This is a genomic window from Aquifex pyrophilus, from assembly GCF_054656935.1.
In genome coordinates, this window is the sequence record NZ_BAAHXJ010000002.1 from 26962 (window position 1) to 43471 (window position 16510).

Below are 16510 nucleotides of genomic sequence, written 5' to 3' on the forward strand. Positions count from 1 at the left end.
TATAAAGATATTTTTTCAACAACTCTCTTTCAAACTGTTTACGACCTCGTAAACCTCCTCCTCCTTGAGAAAGGGATGAACGGGAACGGCGAAAACCTCCCTCTTAAACCTGTATGCGTTGGGTGTCGGGAGGCTTTCAGACTCCCTTATCTCGTTTAGAAGGTAATCGTAGTAAACCCTCGCGTCTATTCCCTTATCCCTCAACTTCTTAACTATCTCATCCCTCCTCTCGTGGCGAAGGGTGTAAAGGTGGTAAACGTGGTAAGCTCCCTCCCTTTCCCTCGGAACCTCGTATAAACCGCTGAGGTTCTCCGTGTAAATTCTCGCTATGTTTCTCCTCCTTTCGTTCCTCTCCCTTAATTTCCTGAGCTGAAGCGTTCCGAGGGCAGCTTGGAACTCGGTTATCCTCACGTTAAAGGCGGGATGCTCTCCGAAATCAATCCATTTCCTTATCTCCTTATAAATGTTTTCATCGCTCGTCGTGAGGGCTCCTCCCTCTCCCATTGGGACGTTCTTTGAGGCGTAAAAGCTGAAAGCCCCTATATGTCCCCAAGAGCCGACCTTTTTTCCCTTATACTCAGCTCCGTGAGCCTGGGCGCAGTCCTCAAGAACGTAAAAGCCATATCTTTCCGAGAGATACATTATGTTTTCCATATCCGCGGGCTGTCCGTATAGGTGAACGGGAATAACAACCCTCGGTTTATACTTTTTCACAGCGTCCTCAAGCTGGTTTAAATCAATAGTGTAATACTCGTCTATGTCAACAACCACAGGCCTTCCACCTGCGAGAAGAACCGCGTCTATAGTTGCCATAAAGCTGAATGCGGGAACAACAACCCTTTCCCCATCTTTAACACCGAGGGCTTTAAGACCTATGAAGAGGGCAACGGTTCCCGAACAGACCGTTGAGCAGTAATCAACACCCAGAAACTCGGAAAACTCTTCCTGAAACTTCTCGGTCCACCCGTCCCGGGTTATTCTCTTGCTCTCAAGAATGTTGATGAGTGCTTCCTTTTCCTCTTCTCCGAACTCCAGTCCTATGATGGGGATTCTTATGTTCATAGGTAAAACATTTTAAATTAATAAGGTTAAAATCTAACAATTGATGGAAAGGGTTCTAATCGTAGGCGTAGGTTTTATGGGCGGCTCTTTTGCATCTGCACTCAGGAAACACGGTTATAAAGGGAAGATATACGGATACGATATAAATCCCGAAAGCATAAGAAAGGGGGAAGACCTCGGGATAATAGACAGGGGAACGACGATTTTATATGAGGCAGGGGAGTTCAATCCCGACTTCGTCATGCTCTCCTCTCCCGTGAGAACCTTTCCCGAGATAGCAAAAAGGCTCGGGGAAATCCTTGACGAGGAGGTAATCGTAACGGACCAGGGAAGCGTTAAGGGAAGCCTCGTTTACGAGCTTGAGGATATACTCGGAAGTAAATACGTGGGAGGGCATCCGATAGCGGGAACTGAGAAATCGGGCGTTGAGTTCAGCATGTCCGACCTATACGAAGGGAAGAAGGTAATACTAACGCCTACCGAGAAGACGGATAAGGAGCGTCTTGAGGTAGTGAGAAGGGTATGGGAGAGCGTTGGAGGAATTGTTGAGTATATGGACCCATTCCTTCACGATTACGTTTTCGGTGTCGTCTCCCACCTTCCCCATGCGGTTGCCTTCTCCCTCGTTGATACATTAATACGTATGTCAACAAAGGAGGTTGACCTCTTCAAGTATCCCGGAGGGGGATTTAAGGACTTTACGAGGATAGCCAAAAGCGACCCGGTCATGTGGAGGGATATATTCCTCGCGAATAAGGAAAATCTTTTGAGGTCCATAGACGGATTTATTGAGTCCCTGAACTATCTCAGGAAGCTCGTAGAAGAAGAGAAAGAGGAGGAGCTTACCGAGTTCCTGAACGAGGTAAAAACGAAGAGGATGGAGATAGACTAATGGAAGAGTTAAAGAAATACCTTGACTACGGGATTATAGGCATCCTCGGTTTCATGAGCTTTTTGGCCCTTGCGGTAGCCGTTGAGAGATACCTATTCATAAGAAGCGTAAAGGTAGAACAATACCCTTCAAAGGCCTTACTTGAGAAGGATTTAACAAAAAGGCTTTATATAATAGCGACCGTTGCCTCAAATGCACCCTATATAGGTCTTCTCGGAACCGTTCTCGGTATAATCCTCACCTTTTACACTATAGGTGAAAAAGGTTTTGTTAACACGAGGGAGATTATGGTGGGGCTTGCCCTTGCGCTTAAGGCTACAGCCATGGGACTCCTGGTCGCAATACCTTCCTCAATGCTTTACAACTTCCTCCTTAGAAAGATAAGGGAAAAGCTCCTTGAGTATGAGGCTCAATCAGGGGAGTGTTCCTCAAGCCAGAGGTGAACGCTTCTGAAGGTTTCGGGTTCCTCAATCTCAAAGCTCATCCATTTACCCGAAAGAGGGTGATAAAAGCCGAGCCTGTAAGCTATAAGCATATTGCAGTTGCCCAAAAGATTAAGGAGCTCTTCGGGGACCGAGTTCCTTTTAAAGCCATAAGTTCTGTCCCCAAGAACAGGGTGTCCTATTGACGAGAAGTGAACCCTTATCTGGTGCGTTCTTCCCGTATGTATCTTTACCTTTAATAAAGTTATATCAAGCTTCTCATATCTCTTCAAAACCCAGAACTCGGTTAATGCCTCCTTTCCTCCCTCGTTTACCGAGAACTTCTTCCTGTCAACGGGATGCCTTCCAATCGGTTTATCTATTATCCCGTAATCCTCCCCAACTACTCCTTTAACGAGAACCTTGTAAAACTTCTCGGTCTTCCGTTCCTGGAATTGCTTGACAAGCTCCCTGTGGGCCATATCATTTTTAGCAACAACCATTAAACCCGCTGTTTCCTTATCAAGCCTGTGAACTATCCCCGGCCTCTCAACACCACCTATTGAGGACAAATCCCTTATGTGGTAAAGGAGAGCGTTCACAAGCGTTCCCGAGGTGTATCCCGGGGAGGGGTGAACAACGAGACCACAGGGCTTTACAACTACCGCTATATCCCTATCCTCGTAAACTATATCTATCGGTATGTTTTCGGGCTCAACCTTTAGTTCCTCGGGTTCTGGAATGAACAGGGTTACCCTATCCCCCCCTTTTATCTTCTTTGAGGGTTTCCTTACCTCTTCCCCGTTTACGTAAACGAAGCCCTTTTCTATGAGCTTTTTAATGTAGCTTCTTGAGAAATCGGTATAACTCTCTGCGAGAAAGCGGTCAAGCCTTTCCTCCTTCTGAGCGGTAAACTCAACCGCATCGGATATCTTCATAAAGAAAATAAATTAAGCGGAAAAGACGAGAATGGACTCGGGTCTCTTTATCCTGGGAACGACCATCTCCATAACCCTGAAGGTGTGGTTCATATTTGCGGTCTCAACGAAGGCAACGCTCACATCAAGGGCTACTACTATGTCAAAGTTTGCGGGAGAGGCGGAAACGAGTAAAACCTTATCCTCGGGCATTATCGGTGTCTGGAAGACGTCTTTAACAACCTTCTTTACCTGCTCAAGCTCAAGGAGTCCCGTGTTGTCGTGAATTCTGTTCAACAGGAAGTAGCGCTTGGGATTAACTATTAAGTAGTAGTTCGTGTAAAATCCCTTCTCAACGAGTTTTGATATTCCCCTCACAACGTCGCTGAAGGCATTTCCCACCTCGTTCCAGTCGGAGAGTTTATCCTCGTTTATACCTTCAGCAGTAAGAAGCCCCTCTATTCCGAGCTCCTTGCTTCCGAAGAGTATGAGCGTGTCTTCTGCTACAGCCAGAGAGCTTGCCGCAGCCGCGGCGTTCGTCGTATCTATCGGGAGGTTAAACTGCCTCCAGTGTTCCAAGTCCCTCCAGGATATTACAAAATCCTTGTAAAGAGTTGGTATGGGAACATGCTTCCTTATACCCGTTCTTATGGGCTCACAAACCTCATACTCTTGGCCCGGTCTTATCTCACAAACACCCGGTTCAACCCCGTAAAGGACATCGTAAGATATAACCTGGTGTCCCGCACCTATCGGTCCGACCACGGGAATGAATTTCCTTCCTATGAGTGTATTTCTCGCAACCTCGTAAACCGTTTTATCTATCTGTTCCCATTCGTCCGCGGTTAAAGGGGCTTGTTCCCTTTGCAAAAACTCCATTTCCCACCTCCTAAAAATAACTTAATACATAATAACGTTAAAGCCCTTCACCTTCCTCAACTTCTCCCTTACTAATTTTAGCTCCTTCACCTTTACGAGATAGCTCCATATTCCCGTTCTGGGGTCGTAAATCGCTTCAAACTTTTCCGCTACCTTTTCCCTAATGAGTTCCGATGCATCCCTTTCGCTTTCAATTATTACAACGTGCCCGTAGGGGGGGAGATTTTCCTCTTTTCTTCTTTTTAGCTCTTCTTCGTAAAGTTTTTCCAGCTTCTTACTTTCAAGGTTTTTTATCTCCTCATCGGTAAGGTTTCGCGTTTGGATTATAAGCTTTTCCTTTGCAATTCTGTAAAGGGTTGAGAAGAAGTATAAAAGCCTCTCCCTTGCCCTGAAACTCGGATAGTTCAGAAATCTTTCTCCGTCAATTAAGACAACAACATCGTAAGCTTTCGTCCATTCGGGAGAAGTTGAGAAGAAAAAGTTTTTTCTTTTACCAAAGTTTTTATATATAACCTCCTTAACCTTTTCTATTCCGACGCTTACAACCTCCGTCTTTCCGAAGCATACGGGACAACTCTTTTTCTCACTTTTATAATGGCTTGCATTAAGTCTGCAGAAAACTAAGCCTCTTTCCTTGCTATAAACGAGAAAGGTTCCGCATTTGGGACATTCAGCAAGAGACTCACACCTCGGACAGTATAGGTATCCGTATCCCTCCCGGGGAATTATAAAAAGAATATTTTTCTCTTTATTTTTCTCTATCTCTTTGTAGGTTTCTTCGGAAATTATTTCTTCTTTTACTTTAAAAACTTTAACCTCAGGTTTATACTCCTCTGAGATAAATTCTTTAAAAAATCCCCTCTTTAGTAAATAGAAACTCTCTAACGAGTAGTTAGGAGAACAGAATATAAGATGTGCCCCTTTGAGTTTTGAAAGGTGGTAAAGGGCACCCCTTATATCAAGGTTGTTTATGGGATACCTCGTATTTCTCAGCTCGTTCAGAAGCATGATGCTCTCAAGACGGATAAAAGGAAGAAAGATAGCCTTATACTTTCCCACGAATACGTATCCGTCCTCGTAAGCCTTGAACCAGTTCTTAAACAAACGCTTTAGTGTAACTCTTGAGCTTATTTCTATAACCTTTTCTCCGTAAAGTTTCTTCAGTCTTCTTACCGTCTCTCTTAATTCTCCGTCATCTGTGGAAATTATAAGTGTATTCTTTTTATTTTTTAGATTTTTATCCGTAATTTCCCTTATTTTTTTGAAAACAAACTCGTAAGTTCCAGTTATGAGTATTCTTTCTTTTTCCCTTTTTATAACTTCGTCGTCCGATTTAGCTTTTATCTTCAAGAGTCTTTGAACGGGAAGTCTAACCTTTCTTAGAATTCCTTTCTTTACCAACTCTCCCAGGTATGCGGTCTCAAATCCCGCATTTCTTATATCCTCCCTTGAGGATAAGGGATTTTTTTCTATGAACTCAATTAATCTCTTTTTCTCTTCCGACCTAAGACCTTTTATAGCTTTCTCAACGGGAACGGCTAAAAGGAAAGCTTCTTCAGTTATATCGGGAATTATCCACTCTTTCTTCTTTTCTATTATTTTTTTCTCCGAAAGGAAATGTATTAATTTCCAGGAAAAACTTTTCTTTAAAATTTCATATGGGACTCTTTCCTTATTTCTCAGGAACTCAACGAGTTTTAACGTTTCCGGGTCCACAGATTTTAGGTTTTGTCTCTTGAGATAAACAAACTCCTCCTCATACCAGTCAAACTGAGAGGGGAGGAAATCCCATAGAATTTTTGTGTAAAAATCCGTGCTTTTTTTCTCAAGCTCCCTCGCAACCTCAAAAGCATGGGGCAGAACGAAGGGAAGAGGATCTGGAAAGCATAAAACTTCTCCCTCCGCTTCACCCGTAGCTTTTCCTATTACTATACCGGTTATAAACTTTCCGTTTTCGTAGTTCCTTATTATCACTCTTCTTCCTATTGGGTTTTCGGGAATTTTACCCGCTTGAACGAGTTTAGTCCGTCCGTTCGGAATTATAACTTTAAGAAGCACAAAAATATAAATTAAGCCTTCAGGGCACGGAGAACTTTATCGTCAAGCTCGGTCATCTTTAGGACATTCCCCGTATGAGCAAAGGGAATTATTCCCGTTATCGTAGCTCCGGGAAAGAGGGAGTTCTCAACGGTGTCAATCTCAACCTCAAACACCGAGACGGGAAAGGGAATATCTTCTATTTTCTCAACTATCTCCTTGGCGTTTCCGTAACAGCTGAGAGCTTTGTCTGGGGCGAAAATCTGTATTGCGACCTTTCCCGTTTCCCTTATGTTTTGAGAGGTTTTAGCCTTTGAGCTTACCGCGATTCTTATCGTTCTCTCATCAACGGGATAGACCCATGTTATGAAGGTTATGTGTATATTTCCTTCCTTATCAACCGTTGAAACTACAACGGGGAAGACGTTTAAATCCCTCATCAAATCTATTAAATCTCTGGGTAGCATTTTCACACCTCCTTAAAATTTTTCTAACAATATTTTAAACACAGGTGTGAAATTTGACCTTTCAAAAGCTGAGGTATATAATTTTATATTGGATAGATAAAATTTTATAAGCCTTTATTTGAAGGCAAAAAAACTAAAAGGAGGTGACGTAATGGCAGAAAAGAAGGTGAGGGTGGCTATCGCGGGAGTGGGTAACTGTGCGAGCTCCCTCATACAGGGAATTTACTACTACAAGAAGAAGGGAACCGTTGACGTCAGCGGGCTTATGCACGAGGACATAGGCGGTTACAAGCCCTGGGACATTGAGATAGTTGCAGCATGGGACATTGACGCAAGGAAGGTCGGAAAGGACGTTTCGGAAGCTATATTCGCACCCCCGAACTGCACAGCAGTTTTTGAACCGGACGTTCCCCATATGGGCGTAAAGGTAAGGATGGGGAAGGTTCTTGACGGATTTGCTCCCCACATGAAAGAGTATCCTCCCGAAAGAACTTTCGTTCTTGCGGACGAAAAGGAAGACGAGCTCGAGGACGTTGTAGCGGTTCTAAAAGAAACCCAGGCGGACGTTCTCATTAACTACGTTCCCGTAGGAGCGGAACAGGCTGCAAGGTTTTACGCGGAAGCTTGCTTAAGGGCTGGAGTTTCCTTCATAAACGCAATGCCCACATTCATAGTTTCGGACCCCGAATGGGCAAAGAGGTTTGAGGAAGCTGGAATACCCGTAGTGGGAGACGATATAAAGTCACAGGTAGGAGCTACAATCGTTCACAGAGTTCTAACACAGCTATTCGTGGACAGAGGTGTTAAGCTTGACAGAACTTACCAGCTTAACTTCGGAGGAAATACGGACTTCCTCAACATGCTTGCAAGGGAAAGGCTGAAGACTAAGAAGGTTTCAAAGACCGAAGCGGTAACATCACTACTTCCCTACGACCTCGGATGGGAAAACGTTCATATAGGACCTTCCGACTGGGTTCCCTGGCTCAATGACAGGAAGATAGCTTACATCAGGATGGAAGGAAGACTCTTCGGCGACGTTCCCATGTATATTGAGCTAAAGCTTGACGTTGAAGACTCTCCCAACAGTGCAGGTTCAATGATAGATGCGATAAGATGTGCTAAGCTCGCAAGGGACAGGGGAGTAGCGGGACCGCTGTACTCAATAAGCGCTTACACGATGAAACACCCGCCCATACAATATCCCGACTGGCAGGCAAAGAAGATGGTTGAAGAGTTCATAAGGGGAGAAAGAGAAAGATAATTATTTCAAAAACTGGGGCTTTGGTTTCTCCCTTTTAAACTTTTTAGAAAGGTAATTAAAGAATATATCCAGGCTTTTTAAGTGCTCCTCCTTAAGGGAGTAATCAATACACTCCTTAAAGTAATACTCGTAATCCCTATACTCCTTCGGGAAATTACTGAAAAACTCGTTAAGGCTCTCCTTTATCTCCTTTAAAAGTAGTTTTGCTTTATTCAGGTCCGCATCCCTTCTCACGAGAAAGAGAGCAAAAACAAAGGGAAGTTTATGAATTTCATACCACTCCTTACCGAGGTCGTATATAAAGGGATACTGGTCCGTTTCCATGGCCTCATCACCTATAAGGAGCTTTGCCTCCCCTTCTGAGACCTCAATAATTTCTTTTCTGAACTTCTCTTCCATTATGTAATGAAGAAGATAACGGGAGGTAAGTGAAGCCTTCGTTATGCTTACCCTTTCAACTTCCTGAATGGGCTTCTTTGAAAAGAGCTTAACAGAACAAACCTCTCCCCTTGAGGATATAGATATATCGGGAAGTATGTAATACTTTTCAGGATTAAAGAAAAACTCAACCGAGGAAACAATACCCACCTGTATTTCTCCTTTCCTTAAAAGCTCAACGAGTTTTGAGGGGACTTCCTTGATAACTTCAAAGGAACGGAGTTTATAAAACAGGGGAACCGTATTCAGGTAAGAAACCTGACCAACACGAAACATCAAATAAAGAAATTTTAAAAGGAAAGAAAAAAAGAGAAAGGGTTTAACCGAGGACTTTTACGTTCTTTGCCCTTGGTCCTTTTGTGTCGTCAACAACTTCAAACTCAACGAGCTGGCCCTTTTGGAGCGTCTTGAAACCGTCCATTAAGATATCCGTAAAGTGAACGAAGACATCCGAGTTGTTATCCTCTCTCGTTATAAAGCCGTAGCCCTTGTCCTTGCTGAACCACTTAACTACACCTCTGACCGACATAACGACAAAACCTCCTGTAGAATTTAGCTTGTAGGTTCTCAAAGGAAGGAATTCCCTCCCCTGAAGAACCTGTATTTAAATATATTCATATACTTAAATTTTTCAAGTGATTTTCCTCAAAAAATAGTTGACAAACTATAAAAGGATGCTATATAATTATTTCCAGCTTTAGAAACCTAAAGGGAGGTGTTTAGTTATGAAGAAAGGTCTGCTCCTCGCAGGGGCTGTATTCAGCTTAGGTGTACTTGCACAAAGCGCAAACGCGGTAACGATTAAGATTGATGAAAACCAGACCCTTAAGTTCGGTGCAAGGGGAATCATAGACGCAACCTTACGTGGAGAAAGGGATTATTACAAAGATATTGATACCCTTAAGAATGACAAAAGCGACCTCCAATTCAGCCACAGAAATGCAAGGATTTACTTCAAGTATAAGTTCAACAAAATCCTGAGTGCTGGATTTCAAACGGAATTTATAGGTGTAAACAAGTTACTTGATGTGAATGGTGATGGCAATTCAGATTCTGACATTGAAATCCTTGACTCCTATATCAATCTCGCATTTGCTCCCGAGTTCAACATCATAGCTGGTTCATACAAGGTTCCTTTTGAGAGACACAGCGGATTACAAAGTGGATGGAGTGTTCTCTTCCCGACGGGTCCGACATACGGTAAGGTAAAAATCCTTGATACTGTAGAAAATCAAGTTTACACCGCTAAGCATGTTTTCACAAATCCTTTGGCTCATAAGCCTTTCAGGAGTGGTTCAAGAAGTGCAGGCGTAACATTCTGGGGTAATATAGCTGGGGGAATGTTCAAGTATTATGCTGGTATCTTTGATACAGATGATGAAACAAATGCTGCGGGTGAACCTAAAACAGGATTTGCTATAAGGGTTCAGTTCACACCAACGATGCTCGGATACAAACCTGAGAAAGGGTACGTTCTTAAGAATACCTACGTAGGAAAGAAAGATGTTCTTACAGTTGGTCTTTCTTATGCTCACCAGGGTTATAGGTCTGGTGGAGACCCTGACATAGATGACCAAACATCTTGGGGCGTTGACGTAATGTGGGAACAAAAGTTTGAAACAATTGTTCCTAACCTCCAAATTGGTTATGTAAAACATAACAACTATGAAGGATGGAAAGACGACGACAGATTCGGATGGCTCGTTCAAGGACAACTCCTCTACGACCAAAAGATATTCCTCGGAAAGCCAGCACTTGTAGTTAAGTATGTAAGAAGCGAGTGTGACGGAAAGGGATGTGAAGTTACAGATTTCAGCGGTAAAGATGTTAAGCCCAAGCTCACAACCTGGGGTATAGGTGTAAACTATTACATCAAGGGATACGCTAACAGAATAGCTCTTGCTGTAGATAACGTTAAGCTTGATGATGTAAACGTTGGCCAAGGGGCGGACGATTCCTACACCGACGTAACCCTCTCCATCTTCTATAACTTCTAAAAATTCCTTTAAACCCCGCTCGGGGCGGGGTTCTTTTCCCAAACTCCTTTAATTTCGTATCCGCATTTATTACATTTGCCTTCCTTTAAATTTACATCTGTGATAAAGTATCCTGTCCTTCCTATTACCGTGTTTCCGCATTTGGGGCAGTATGTGCTTTCATAATTGTTTCCCGGAAGATTTCCGACGAAAACATATTCAAGTCCTACTTCTTTTCCTATATTGTAAGCCTTTATAAGCTCCTCAACTGGTGTCGGAGGAAGGTCCGTAGCCTTGTAGTGAGGGAAGAACCTTGATAGATGCCAGGGAACCCAGGGTGCAAGCTCGTTTCCTATCCATTCCGCAATCTTCTTTATCTGCTCTTCAGTTAGATACTTCGGAACTATAAGGGTAGTTAGCTCAACCCATTTTCCTTTGCTAAACACGTATTTTATCGTCTCAAGGACGGGCTGGAGTCTCCCCTTTGAATACTCCCTGTAAGCTTTATCGTCAAAGAACTTCAGGTCTATGCTGTACGCGTCCATATATTTGTCTATTTCCTCAAGGGGCTCGGGATTTATGAATCCCGCGGTTACCATTATATTCTTTAGTCCAGCTTCCTTTGCCTTCTTTGCTACGTCAAGCATGTATTCCGCAAATATCGTTGGGTCCGAGTAGGAGTAAGATATGCTTTCGCATCCGTGTTCAAGGGCTTTCTCGACTATTAATTCCGGGGGAACAAAAGTCTCGTCGTAAAACCTGTTTTTGAATACTTCTCCCTTGGGAACCTGGGATATTTCCCAGTTTTGGCATCCCTTGCAGTGGAGATTACAACCGGGCGTCGCTATCGTTAACGTTCTGTGTCCGGGGAGGAAGTGAAATAGAGGCTTCTTCTCAACGGGGTCTATAGCAGCGGATATAAGGGAGCCGTAGGTAAATGTGTAGAGTTTTCCTCCGATGTTTGCCCTCACACCGCAGGAGCCCACTCCCCCATCCTTCAACTTACAACTTACAGGGCAGAGATAACACTCAACTTTTCCGTCCTCAGTTTTCTTCCACCATTTTGCCTCAACTCTCATAAGTTTAAATTTAACAACTCAACACTCAATATTATTGACTGAACTCATATAAGCACTTGCTTTTGCTTTAGATTATATAATTTATATTTCATAATGGTTGACAGGGATTGGGTTCTGAAGATTGCACATCTCGCAAGACTAAAGCTAACGGAGGAGGAAGTAGAGCTTTTCCAAAAACAGCTCGGGGATATACTTGAGTTCGTGAATAAGCTAAATGAAGTGAACACAGAAGGAGTAGAACCTTTCATTCTTTCTTCGGAAACGACTCCTATGAGAGAGGATGAACCGAGGCCTTCCCTTGACAGGGAGAAGGCCCTTATGAACGCTCCCGAGAGGGAAGACGGATTTTTTGTAGTTCCGAGAGTTGTGGAGGTGTAATAGATGGCAAGGGTTTCTGAAAACTTATCTGAGAAGATGAAGGCTCTTGAGGTAGCTTTAAGCAGTATTGAGAAGCGTTTCGGCAAAGGGGCGGTTATGCCCCTTAAAGCTGTTGAGACCGTTGAGGTTGAAACTATACCCACTGGCTCCATCTCCCTTGATATAGCTACGGGAGTCGGAGGAATCCCGAAGGGTAGAATAACCGAGATATTCGGTGTTGAGAGCTCCGGGAAAACAACCCTCGCACTTCACGTAATAGCGGAAGCCCAAAAAAGGGGAGGAGTAGCGGTATTCATTGATGCGGAACACGCTCTTGACCCCAAGTATGCTAAGAAGCTTGGTGTGGACGTTGATAATCTTTACATATCCCAGCCCGACTATGGAGAGCAGGCCCTTGAAATAGCGGAGAGTCTAATAAACAGCGGAGCGGTTGATGTTATAGTCGTTGACTCCGTAGCTGCACTCGTTCCCAAGGACGAGCTTGAGGGCGAGATGGGAGAAGCCCAGGTGGGCAAACAGGCAAGGCTCATGTCCCAGGCACTGAGAAAGCTTAAAGGTGCGGTTCACAGAAGCAACACCGCACTCATATTCATAAACCAGATAAGGGAGAAGATAGGAGTGATGTTCGGAAATCCGGAGACAACACCCGGTGGAAGGGCATTAAAGTTCTTTTCCGATATGAGACTTGAAGTGAGAAGACTCGGAGACGTTAAGGAAGGAGGAGAAAAGAAAGGCTACAGAGTGAAGGTTAGGGTTGTTAAGAATAAGCTCGCGCCCCCATTCCAGGAGGCGGAGTTTGACGTTATATACGGTGAAGGAATATGCAGGATATGCGATATCATTGATACTGCTGCAAATCTCGGAGTTATAACGAAGAGCGGTTCCTGGTACAGCTACGGAGAAAAGAGGCTGGGACAGGGAAGGGAACAGGCTAAGAAATACCTGCTTGAACATCCCGAAATGCTTGAGGAAATAGAGAGAAAAGTAAGAGAGGTGTCGGGACTTGTTAGACCAGATACTGAAAACAGCGTTGGAGAAAAGAGCGAGTGATATTCACCTCAAGGTGGGCTCAAAGCCCGTAATCAGGACTCCAAACGGGCTGGAAACCCTTGAGGAGTTTCCCCCTATTTCCATAGAACTTTTTGAAATCTTTATAAACGATATACTGAAAAATCAACCAAAAAAGAGGAGAGAACTTGAGGAAGAAGGTCAAGTTGACCTTTCTTACTCTATACCTAAGGTCTCAAGGTTCCGTGTAAACCTTTACAAACAGAGGGGAACTTTCGGTATGGCCCTGAGAGTCATTCCCTTTGAAATACCCGAGTTCAAAAAACTTAACTTGCCTCCTGTAATGTTACAAACCGCCTTAAAACATTCGGCAGGGCTTATTCTGGTTACGGGACCTACAGGTTCGGGAAAATCAACAACCCTCGCAGCAATTATTAACGAGATAAACAAACGTTTCAGGAAAGTTATAATAACGATTGAGGATCCGATAGAGTTCCTTTTCAAGGATATTATGTCCTTTATTATTCAAAGAGAAGTTGGATGGGATACGGAAAGCTTTTTCCTTGGGCTTAGGGCAGCACTGAGAGAGGACCCAGACGTAATAATGGTGGGTGAAATCAGGGACCCCGAAACCGCGAAAACTGCACTCCACGCTGCGGAGACGGGACACCTCGTTTTCTCAACCCTTCACACCCTTGACGCTGTAGAAACTATTAACAGGTTTGTTGGAATGTTTCCCTTAGAACATAGAGAGCAGATAAGACAGATGCTCGCATCCACGCTTATAGCGGTTTACTCGCAAAGATTAATTCCGAAGAAAGGGGGAGGTAAAATCCCCGCAGTTGAAATTATGATTATGACCCAATCAATAAAGGAAGCCATTCTGGAAAACAGACTCCACGAAATTCCCGAGCTAATAGAAAAAGGTAAGTCTGTTTACGGCTCTCAAACCTTTGACCAGCACCTTGAAGAGCTTTATAAAAAAGGATTGATAGACCTCGATACCGCACTCCTTTATGCGAGAAGACCCGCGGACCTTGAACTCAGGCTGAAAGGTATAAGTAGCGAAAGCGTATCGGGAGAAGATGATATATTCATTACATAATATGAAGATAGCAATAGACGGACCTTCCGCAAGCGGGAAGAGTACGATAGCGAAGTATATTTCCGAAAAGTTGGGAATACCTTATTTGGAAACGGGCCTCGTTTACAGGACATTAGCCTATATATCCGTTAAAGAAAATATCCCCCCCGAGAATTTTGAAGAAGTTTTTAAGAAAAGCTTTGAGGTGATACCAGAAATAGGTAAGACTATCGTAAAGATTAAAGGAGAAGAACTGAAGGAAAATTTATTGAAAACCGAGGAAGTAGGAAAAAGAGCCTCTGAACTGGGCGCCATTCCCGAGTTCAGGGAAAGGATAAATAAGCTGTTCAGGGAGATAATAGATGAGAAACAAATGGTTGTTGAAGGAAGGGACGCTGGAACACATATAATCCCCGAAGCGGATGTGAAGATTTTTATAACCGCTTCCCCCGAGGAAAGGGCTAAAAGGAGATACGAACAACTGAGGGAAATGGGAATTGATATTTCTTACGAAGAAGTTTTACAAAAAATTCTTGAAAGGGATAAAAGGGATATGGAAAGACCCAAGTATCCCTTCAGACCTGCTGAAGATGCTATAATTGTTGATACTACGGGAATGAATATCGAAGAAGTATTTAAAAAAGTAATGAAGATAATATATGAACATCCCGAATACTCTAAGCATACTTAGAATTCTTCTCTCACCTTTTATTCCCCTACTCGTATTAAAGGAAAATTATTTATTTTCTCTCATTCTCATATCATCTCTCGCATTAACAGACTTCCTCGACGGATATATAGCCAGGAAATTAAAACAAGAAACAAAAGAAGGAAAAATTCTTGACCCTCTGGGTGATAAAATTTTTACGGCTTTTTCCCTATTTTCATACACTTTCCTATCCAACTACACCTTAAATCCTATAATTTTCTTTTTGCTTCTGTTTAGGGATACTCTCTTAATCACGGGAGGAATTATACTTCTAAGGAAGAACTTAATTCCTTCACCGTCCGTTTACGGAAAATTAACAACCTTTTTCGTATCTATATGTTTAGTATTAACGGCAACTTTAAACGTAAACGCCATTCCAATTTTACAAAATCTTCTTATGGTTTTAGAACCATTAACCGTATTATTCATAGTGATATCGCTCTTTCATTACCTATTCAGGTATTATAAATATGTATCTGGGAGGATTAATTTATGAAAAGTGATGATAAGGAGAGAAAGTTTTTTAAAGCTTTAAAAGAACTTTTTATAGGAGAAAAGGTAGAAGGAAAGTCAGGCTATATAAACTTAATGAAGATAAAATCAAAATATTACGAAAAAGTTGTATATCCAAGACTTAAGCGGGATATAGAAGAAGCTTTAAAAGAGTTTCCCGAATTCAGGGAGGAGCTCTTTGATAAGCTGTACGATTTCTTCAGCGTGTATTTTTCCGAAAGCGGTTCCATATACTTTGCTAAAACACCGCTTTATAAGGATATTTACGAAAAGATATATACCGATGAGAGGGATGTAATTCTATTTTGGAAAACTCGTGGATTATATTACATAAAAACCGATAAAATTTTTAAAAGTCTTAATTTAGAATTGAATGGCATTAGATTTCATTTTGATGCCTCAGATATTGAATATAAAAAGGCTAATGAGAAAAGGGAATTAATTTATGAACTTAAAGAGATAAGTGATGATAAGAATGTTATTTTTTCAGTTAAATACTCGGAAAGAGGAAGGAAAACGAATAAAAAAGAGATTTTAAAAGAATTAAAGAAAAATGGAATAGATTTAGGTGAAGAGGAGCTTGAAAGAGCATTCAGAATTTTTGAGAAACAGGGGGAGGTAGATTTTTTCCTGAATAAAAACCCAAGGGAGTTCTTAAGAGAGCAGTTTGAACTCTGGCTATACAGATACCTTTTTAAAGGTTCAAACGTATGGAATGAAAAAAGAATTAAACAAATCCAAGTCCTAAGGGATATAGCACTTAAAATTATAAACTTTATATCTCAATTTGAAGAGGAATTAGTAAAAGTATGGAACAAACCGAGATTTGTTCTTAATTCTAACTACGTAATTACGCTTAACAGAATTGCAGAAAGAGAAGGCGGTCTAAAAGTTATAGAAAAAATTATAAAACATAAAAATTTTGAAAAACAAGTTCAGGAATGGAAAAGCTTAAAAATAGTTGATGAAAAATTCAGAGGAGAAGATATTATATTTGAAGGAAAGCTGAACGATAAATACAGGTTTTTACCTGTTGATACAAAATATTTTAAGGATTTAGAAGGGGAAATAATTTCGCTTTTTGATAATCTTGATGAAGCTCTTGACGGATGGCTTATAAAAAGCGAAAATTATCAAGCACTTAATACAATTCTTCCGAAGTTCAAGGGAGAAGTTCAAACAATTTACATAGACCCTCCCTTTAATAAAGAACAGGAGGCTGATTACTTTTACTCGGTAAAGTATAAGGACGCCACATGGATAACGATGCTGGAAAACAGGTTAAGGCTTGCAAGGGAATTTTTGAAGGATACAGGAAGCATTTTCGTGAGGTGTGATTACAACGGAAATATGTATGTAAAGCTTTTAATGAACGAAATATTCGGAAA

18 protein-coding genes are annotated in these 16510 nt (G+C 42.1%); 10 read left to right on the top strand and 8 right to left on the bottom strand.

From position 1 onward, the window contains the following. Positions 1–15 precede the first annotated feature (15 nt). Positions 16–1062: a DegT/DnrJ/EryC1/StrS family aminotransferase gene (locus ACYQZ0_RS00375; protein WP_459774391.1), complete on the bottom strand. Its 1047-nt coding sequence runs from the start codon at positions 1060–1062 to the stop codon at positions 16–18. A gap of 43 nt (positions 1063–1105) precedes the next feature. Between ACYQZ0_RS00375 and ACYQZ0_RS00380 the strand changes: the two genes are divergently transcribed. Together ACYQZ0_RS00380 and exbB are read left to right on the top strand one after the other, a co-directional pair. Next, positions 1106–1954, top strand: coding sequence for a prephenate dehydrogenase (locus tag ACYQZ0_RS00380; RefSeq protein WP_459774392.1), 849 nt, complete (start codon positions 1106–1108; stop codon positions 1952–1954). Continuing rightward, on the top strand, positions 1954–2397 hold the full coding sequence (gene exbB, locus ACYQZ0_RS00385) for a TonB-system energizer ExbB (protein WP_459774393.1): 444 nt from the start codon (positions 1954–1956) through the stop codon (positions 2395–2397). The genes ACYQZ0_RS00380 and exbB overlap by 1 nt, the downstream gene beginning before the upstream one ends. Here the strand turns inward: exbB and ACYQZ0_RS00390 are convergent. The 4 genes from ACYQZ0_RS00390 to ACYQZ0_RS00405 are packed head-to-tail and all read right to left on the bottom strand — an operon-like array spanning position 2364 to position 6676. After that, positions 2364–3314 (bottom strand): RluA family pseudouridine synthase, encoded by a 951-nt coding sequence (locus ACYQZ0_RS00390; RefSeq protein ID WP_459774394.1) that lies wholly within the window; start codon positions 3312–3314, stop codon positions 2364–2366. The genes exbB and ACYQZ0_RS00390 overlap by 34 nt on opposite strands. A 12-nt stretch (positions 3315–3326) precedes the next feature. Then, positions 3327–4172, bottom strand: coding sequence for a family 1 encapsulin nanocompartment shell protein (locus tag ACYQZ0_RS00395; protein ID WP_459774395.1), 846 nt, complete (start codon positions 4170–4172; stop codon positions 3327–3329). Positions 4173–4193: 21 nt separating this feature from the next. Further along, complete coding sequence (locus ACYQZ0_RS00400) at positions 4194–6230, bottom strand: hypothetical protein (protein WP_459774396.1); 2037 nt, start codon at positions 6228–6230, stop codon at positions 4194–4196. Positions 6231–6241: 11 nt separating this feature from the next. After that, positions 6242–6676 (bottom strand): pyridoxamine 5'-phosphate oxidase family protein, encoded by a 435-nt coding sequence (locus tag ACYQZ0_RS00405; RefSeq protein WP_459774397.1) that lies wholly within the window; start codon positions 6674–6676, stop codon positions 6242–6244. A gap of 151 nt (positions 6677–6827) precedes the next feature. Between ACYQZ0_RS00405 and ACYQZ0_RS00410 the strand changes: the two genes are divergently transcribed. Further along, complete coding sequence (locus tag ACYQZ0_RS00410) at positions 6828–7937, top strand: inositol-3-phosphate synthase (protein ID WP_459774398.1); 1110 nt, start codon at positions 6828–6830, stop codon at positions 7935–7937. On the opposite strand, the gene ACYQZ0_RS00415 is transcribed toward ACYQZ0_RS00410, so the two are convergent. Beyond that, the gene (locus ACYQZ0_RS00415) at positions 7938–8651 is read right to left on the bottom strand and encodes a menaquinone biosynthetic enzyme MqnA/MqnD family protein (protein WP_459774399.1); all 714 of its coding nucleotides are present in this window, start codon (positions 8649–8651) and stop codon (positions 7938–7940) included. 43 nt (positions 8652–8694) lie between these two features. Then, complete coding sequence (locus ACYQZ0_RS00420) at positions 8695–8904, bottom strand: cold shock domain-containing protein (protein ID WP_459774400.1); 210 nt, start codon at positions 8902–8904, stop codon at positions 8695–8697. A gap of 196 nt (positions 8905–9100) precedes the next feature. Between ACYQZ0_RS00420 and ACYQZ0_RS00425 the strand changes: the two genes are divergently transcribed. Continuing rightward, positions 9101–10372 carry a hypothetical protein gene (locus tag ACYQZ0_RS00425; protein WP_459774401.1) on the top strand — a complete coding sequence of 424 codons (1272 nt, stop codon included), beginning with the start codon at positions 9101–9103 and terminating at the stop codon, positions 10370–10372. A gap of 8 nt (positions 10373–10380) precedes the next feature. Here the strand turns inward: ACYQZ0_RS00425 and amrS are convergent, their stop codons facing one another. Beyond that, positions 10381–11430, bottom strand: a complete 1050-nt coding sequence (gene amrS, locus ACYQZ0_RS00430; RefSeq protein WP_459774402.1) for an AmmeMemoRadiSam system radical SAM enzyme — start codon at positions 11428–11430, stop codon at positions 10381–10383. Positions 11431–11523: 93 nt separating this feature from the next. Between amrS and gatC the strand changes: the two genes are divergently transcribed. From gatC to ACYQZ0_RS00460, 6 genes are all read left to right on the top strand, one after another. Then, positions 11524–11808 carry an Asp-tRNA(Asn)/Glu-tRNA(Gln) amidotransferase subunit GatC gene (gene gatC / locus ACYQZ0_RS00435; RefSeq protein ID WP_459774403.1) on the top strand — a complete coding sequence of 95 codons (285 nt, stop codon included), beginning with the start codon at positions 11524–11526 and terminating at the stop codon, positions 11806–11808. Positions 11809–11811: 3 nt separating this feature from the next. Beyond that, positions 11812–12858, top strand: coding sequence for a recombinase RecA (gene recA, locus ACYQZ0_RS00440; protein WP_459774404.1), 1047 nt, complete (start codon positions 11812–11814; stop codon positions 12856–12858). Next, a complete protein-coding gene (locus ACYQZ0_RS00445) occupies positions 12812–13921 on the top strand; it encodes a PilT/PilU family type 4a pilus ATPase (protein WP_459774405.1) in 1110 nt (369 codons plus the stop codon). Before recA ends, ACYQZ0_RS00445 begins: the two co-directional genes overlap by 47 nt. A 1-nt stretch (position 13922) precedes the next feature. Further along, positions 13923–14591 (top strand): (d)CMP kinase, encoded by a 669-nt coding sequence (gene cmk, locus ACYQZ0_RS00450; RefSeq protein ID WP_459774406.1) that lies wholly within the window; start codon positions 13923–13925, stop codon positions 14589–14591. After that, positions 14560–15105 carry a CDP-alcohol phosphatidyltransferase family protein gene (locus ACYQZ0_RS00455; RefSeq protein WP_459774407.1) on the top strand — a complete coding sequence of 182 codons (546 nt, stop codon included), beginning with the start codon at positions 14560–14562 and terminating at the stop codon, positions 15103–15105. The genes cmk and ACYQZ0_RS00455 overlap by 32 nt, the downstream gene beginning before the upstream one ends. After that, on the top strand, positions 15102–16510 hold a 1409-nt coding region (locus tag ACYQZ0_RS00460), incomplete at its 3' end, for a DNA methyltransferase (protein ID WP_459774408.1). The genes ACYQZ0_RS00455 and ACYQZ0_RS00460, both read left to right, overlap by 4 nt.